The following is a 5,894-nucleotide window of genomic DNA, read 5'->3' as shown; positions in this document are numbered from 1 at the left end:
ATAATAAAAGTTTCTATTGTGTTCTTATGGTAGTGTCCGCCTCTTATAGAATTTTTATCAGATGTTATTAGGTTTATCTCTCTCCAAGCACCAAAATTTACTAGGCCAACAAAGTTACCTCTATTATCATGAAAATTATAATAATTTTTAATAAACTGTATCATTTTATCCAATCTCCAACAAAAAATAATCGTCTAGACTTTTTCTTTTAATAGAGCAATTTGACGATACTAAAGATAAATCGCTTTGAAATGTGTCTAGTTTATTTAAGCTAGGATTAATTTTAGCCTTAAAACTGTTATTTAAACTTTTTATGTATTTTCCAAACTCATATCTGCTAAATTTTTTTTCTCCGCAAATATGAATTGTGCCTTTGTTCCATTTTTGATTATTTAAAATATTCTCCACGTTATCAACAAGTAACCCCAAAGGAGTTGGTGTAAAAAAAACATTTTCAAACAAATCAATAAATTCACTATCTCTTAAGTTTTTAAGTATCCAATCAAAAAAAATACCTCCCTTACCCATAACAGCAGAGGTTCTTATCACGATATAATCTAAATTTGAAACAGTAATCTGGTTTTCTGCTTCAAATTTAGATATACCATAATTTGTATTAGGCCTTGGAATATCACTATCTCTATATTTTCCGTTGTTTCCATCAAAGACATAATCACTAGAAAAGAATATAAATTTTGTATTTAGCCCATACTCTTTTATTGTATCAATAGCGTTTTTCACAGGATATACATTTACACTTTTTGCATACTCCATGTTATCTTGACATAGTTTTAAATTTTTAGATCCAGCTATCCATAGAACCGTATCAGGTTTTTTTTCAATCATTATATCTTTAATACTATCTTTATCTGTTATATCCAAAAATAAAAAATCATCATCTTTTTTATTTCTAAAATATGTTCCAGTTATAACATATTTTTTTATTGTTTTAAGTCTGCTATAAATTCCAAAACCTATAAAACTAGAAGCACCTACTATTAAAATTTTCATTCTTTTATGCTTTTCATTATAGTGTCTTGACCACCATCATATAACCTATATTGCTTTAACTTATCTTCACCAAATTTCTCAACAATTTGTTTGTAAAGTTTCGTACCAGGAAAAGGCACACATTTTGAAAGCTGATAAGTTCTATATATATCTTTATTTAAAAATCCCATATCACGAATAATTTGCATATCTTTTTTGTGCATCTCATCTGTCATTCCGGGCATATCACTCATCATGGTAATATGTAGCATTAGCTTTGGGTATTTTTCGCTAATATATTCGAGTGTAGATTTAAAATCAACTCTTTCTATACCTTTTTCAACGTTTTTAAGCACATCAATACTAAATGTTTCTATGCCAAATCTCATACCGACGCAGCCACTATCAATCATTTTATCATATAGCCAATCTGGAGATATATCTAGTCTACCCATCATAGTCCAGGGAAGCCCTATTTCTTTCAGATAGTCACACAACTCAGAAATCCTCTTTGTTCCCATATTAAAAGTATCATCGTCAAAAAATATACTCCTAAAACCATATTTTGCAATATTTTCTCTTATTTCTTCTGCTATTTTCTCGGGTTGTCTTAAAGAGACATTACCAAAATACATATTTTGAGGCCATGAGCAAAAAGTGCATTTAAATGCACACCCCTTGCTTCCATAAATTTGAAGTTGCGGCTTTGGAGTAGGCATAGTTGGATCATAATACTTTTTAACACTTTTATAATCCCTAAAAGCAAATGGTATGGAATCTATATCCTTTAAAACCTTTGATGGATATACTCCATCTTTTAATTGCATCACCATATCTAAAGAATTTAATATATATTCTCCTAAAAGATAAAAATTTATTTTTGGATTTTTATCCTGTATCTCTTTCGCTGTCATACTATTTAGATGCGGTCCTGCAAGTGCTACTTTTGCAAAATCAGCAACCCTATTTGCAAACCAGACATCTATATCTATTGTAGGAGTAGAACACTCAATTACCACAATATCAGCATTTTCTCTTTTGATCTCTTCTAAAAAATTATCATAAGAATACTCTTCCTCTGCTACAGCATCAAGAATATTTACTTTGAAACCATTAGCCTGGAGATTAGAAGCTGCATAGGCCATAAAAAATGGAAAAGGGGATCCTTTATGTGGCATTGGCATAGTCCAAGGCCATCTAGAACCAGCACGCACGCCATACCTAACACCTTTACCAAGTCCAAAATTTTTATTTAAAAAATTAAATACTTTACTTGAACCTTTTATTTTTAATAAATTTCTTTTAAAAATAAAACCATCAACTTTAAAATTATTATCAACACTAGAATTTTTAGATCTAATATGTGGCAAATTAGCAAAAACTACTTTCAATTAACTACCCCTTTTATATATGTTATTAACTCTTTTACCCTAGCATCTATTGATGCATTTTTTACTACATATTCATAGCCATTTTGTGCTATTTCTTCTCTTTTTGCATCATTACTCAAATAATATCTAATCTTCTCACGTAAATCATCACCGCCGCTTGTAAAAACCATACATTCTTGCATTGTTTTGCATGCAGATGGTACCATGTCTGTTATTAAAAAACCCTTGCAGGCTAACACCTCATAAGTTCTAAGAGTAACAACATCCCAATCTATGCAATCTTGTAGTGTACAGTTAAGATTAATCTTACTGGAACTATATAAATAAGGGATATTCTCTTGCTTTATTTTACCCAATGATAATTTATCAAAAACTTTTTTGTAAGGAGGCTTTTTAGTAAAATTTTTCCATATCATAAATCTGTGCCTATTAATTTTCCAGTTTCCAAAAAGACCAAAATTAAAATCAATAGCTGGATACAAATACTTCATTGTTGCTTTTTCACCTTTTATATCACTTCCAACATAAGAGCAATCAAAGTTAAACTTAGCTATTTTTTCTCTTGGATAGAAAAAATCGGTATCTGCACCAAATGGCATATATAAGCTATTTTTTTTATATTTTTCTTCATATATTTTTTGCATCTTTTTTGAAAAAAATACATATCCGTCATAGTCATTTTCGACAAGTTCTTTTATTATGATTTCAGCCTCTCTTCCATATCCATTTTGAAGATATAGTATATGCTTACGAGCCAAATTCCCAATAGGTTTATTGTCGTTTAAATATATCAATACATCTAGCTTTTCTTTAGGTAAATAATTTGGTGCATAAAGCTCAGCTTTTATATCTTTGTATTGTCTATTAATAGATCTACAAAGAGTCTCACCCCAAAGTTCATCACCAATAACATTTCCATTATTATTTATAGAGAATTTATCCCATTTGATATACATTCCTATATTCAATCAATTACCTTTTTTATCTTATCTTTTAAAAATTTTGGCAAAAAACTACCAATAAAAGATTTTATTTTTGCTTTTATTGTTATGGAATTTTTGATAACCTGTATATAATTACTATTTTCTGTAAAACAGTCAAAAATATTTGAAATTTCATCTGAAATTTGTTTTGGTAAGCAAACAGCCATACCAGATGTAGTCCTATAAAGCAAAGTCGAGTTATAAGACCTTAAATAATTTTTAATAGTTAAAAATGCACTTTCCATTTTCCAATTTATAACGTCATGAAATAAAAATATGGTATTTTCATGAACATAATCTAAGACCCCATAAAAATCTTTTAAAAGTTGCTCGTTTGTATGCAAACCATCTATAAAAACAAAATCTATCTTTTCGTCACCAAAATGCTTACCTATTATATTCCTATTACTTTGTGGAGAATATCCATATTCCACAACAAAATTTAAATTTTCATTTTTTGCTATCTTGTTGCTTAATTCTATTCCAAACATATTATCCTTACCTTCAATTCCAGCGTCTATAACAACTATTTTAGATTTTGAAAAAGCTAAAGTTATTACAACAGTACTCCATCCAAAGGCATTGCCAATAATAAATATATTTTTTGGGTCATAAATACTCGATAAACTTTCTATCATATACACTTCGACCGGTGCGATACCTCCCCGTAATTAATTCGTTTATAGAACCTTTCTTAAAAATATATGTAAATGGAAAATATAAAGGTACCTTCCCACCAAAATGCATAGGATTTAGTCCTGTTTTTATGTCATAACCATATTTTTTATATAAATTTATCGCTTTTACAAATATGCTCATTTTACATCCTCAAATTTTTATTGTTTAAAAAATCATTATAAGTTTTTTTTAAACCATCCTCCAAAGACGTCTTAGCAACCCAACCTAGCGCCTTTAATCTAGAAACATCCAAGAGTTTTCTTGGAGTACCATCTGGTTTTGTTCTATCTAAAACTATATCTCCGTTATACCCAACTACTTTTTTTATTATCTGCGCAAGTTCTAAAATAGTGCAATCAACACCTGTTCCTATATTAATAAGCTCTCCTATTTCCTTTGAGGTTTTATTTTTCATAAGAAAAACACAAGCATCGGCTAGATCATCAGCAAACATAAATTCTCTCATAGGTGTTCCACTTCCCCAAATAGAAACCTCTTTTTTATTATTTATCTTGGCTTCGTGAAATCTCCTTAAAAGCATAGGCAATGCATGTGCATTTTGTTGATGATAATTGTCGTTTAAACCATAAAGATTTGTAGGCATTACTGATATATAATCTGTACCATATTCACTATTATAAGAATTGCATAATTTTATGCCTGCTATTTTTGCTATAGCGTAAGCCTCATTGGTCTTTTCAAGACCAGAACTAAGCAAATACTCCTCCTTGATAGGTTGTGGTGCCAATTTTGGATATATACAGCTACTACCTAAAAACAAAAGCTTTTTAACACCATTTTCAAAAGCGGCTTCTATTACATTATTTTGAACCCTTGTATTTTCTAACAAAAATTCAACCGGAAATGTACTATTTGCATATATTCCACCAACTTTAGCTGCTGCCAAAAAAACCCAATCCGGTTTTTGTGTCTTAAAAAAATTAAATACAGCTTCTCTGTTTAAGAGATCAAGTTCTTCTTTATCCCTTAAAATAATTTTGAAATTAACCTCGTCACTAGTTAACCTTCTAAATAAAGCACTTCCGACAAGGCCCTTGTGTCCGGCTATATATACTTTCAAATTTTAACTCCATATAATAAAGATTTAAAAACAATCATGGGATATTCTTTATCAATTCTAAAAAATACAGGAACTATAAAACCTGATACAAACTGAGCAACTATAGTAGCAACCGCTGCACCAATGGCACCATATGTTGGTATTAAAATATAATTCAACATTACATTTGTAAGCATTCCAATAAAAGTACAAATCATACCATTTAATTGTGTTTTATTTACCACAATTATCTTACTAGTAACTACACCAGATGCAACAAATATGCCAGTCCAAACATGGACGATTAATATATCTGATGTTTGGTTATATTGATACCCATATAAAAATTTTATAACATAATCTGATGTAAATGTCGTAATTATAGCAACAAGTAGTGAAAATATTATTATATAAAAATATAATTTTTTTACTCTTTCATAAAAAAGTTCGTCAGAAACACTCTTTGCATTAATTATTGCTGGAAAAAAAGACAAAACTACAGTAACTGGAACAAAATACCAACACTCACTAATCCTGATAGCAGCAGCGTATTGTCCAACAACGTCACTACCAAGCATTTCTTTTAACATAATCTGATCTATTCTCATATAAACAGTTATAATTATACTAGATACTGCCAATGGCCATGAGTTTTTAAGCAAAAATAATGCAAGTCTAATATTAAATTTTAATTTCATTATTCTAAAAGTAGTTTTCGTCACAAAAAAATATAAATATAGTAATGCTAAAAAAGCACTATCAAATAAAAAGCACCATATAAAACCTATCAAT

General features: G+C 29.4%; 6 protein-coding genes. All 6 read right to left on the bottom strand.

The genetic code is table 11. The annotated features are described in order from the left end of the window. Nucleotides 1-165: 165 nt before the first annotated feature. On the bottom strand, nt 166-1,011 hold the full coding sequence (locus tag CVS92_RS08700; RefSeq protein WP_107789188.1) for an SDR family oxidoreductase: 846 nt from the start codon (nt 1,009-1,011) through the stop codon (nt 166-168). Further along, on the bottom strand, nt 1,008-2,381 hold the full coding sequence (locus tag CVS92_RS08695; protein WP_107789187.1) for a B12-binding domain-containing radical SAM protein: 1,374 nt from the start codon (nt 2,379-2,381) through the stop codon (nt 1,008-1,010). Before CVS92_RS08695 ends, CVS92_RS08700 begins: the two co-directional genes overlap by 4 nt. Next, nucleotides 2,378-3,349 (bottom strand): glycosyltransferase, encoded by a 972-nt coding sequence (locus tag CVS92_RS08690; RefSeq protein WP_107789186.1) that lies wholly within the window; start codon nt 3,347-3,349, stop codon nt 2,378-2,380. The genes CVS92_RS08695 and CVS92_RS08690 overlap by 4 nt, the downstream gene beginning before the upstream one ends. Next, nucleotides 3,346-4,002: a class I SAM-dependent methyltransferase gene (locus tag CVS92_RS08685; protein WP_107789185.1), complete on the bottom strand. Its 657-nt coding sequence runs from the start codon at nt 4,000-4,002 to the stop codon at nt 3,346-3,348. The genes CVS92_RS08690 and CVS92_RS08685 overlap by 4 nt, the downstream gene beginning before the upstream one ends. A gap of 182 nt (nt 4,003-4,184) precedes the next feature. Continuing rightward, the gene (locus CVS92_RS08675; protein ID WP_107789183.1) at nt 4,185-5,123 is read right to left on the bottom strand and encodes a GDP-L-fucose synthase family protein; all 939 of its coding nucleotides are present in this window, start codon (nt 5,121-5,123) and stop codon (nt 4,185-4,187) included. Further along, the coding region (locus tag CVS92_RS08670) for a polysaccharide biosynthesis C-terminal domain-containing protein (RefSeq protein ID WP_159070360.1) at nt 5,120-5,894 on the bottom strand (775 nt) is incomplete at its 5' end. The genes CVS92_RS08670 and CVS92_RS08675, both read right to left, overlap by 4 nt.

The organism is Campylobacter concisus (genome assembly GCF_003048555.1).
Classification (GTDB): domain Bacteria; phylum Campylobacterota; class Campylobacteria; order Campylobacterales; family Campylobacteraceae; genus Campylobacter_A; species Campylobacter_A concisus_AO.
This window is presented reverse-complemented; position numbering and strand designations above follow the sequence as displayed.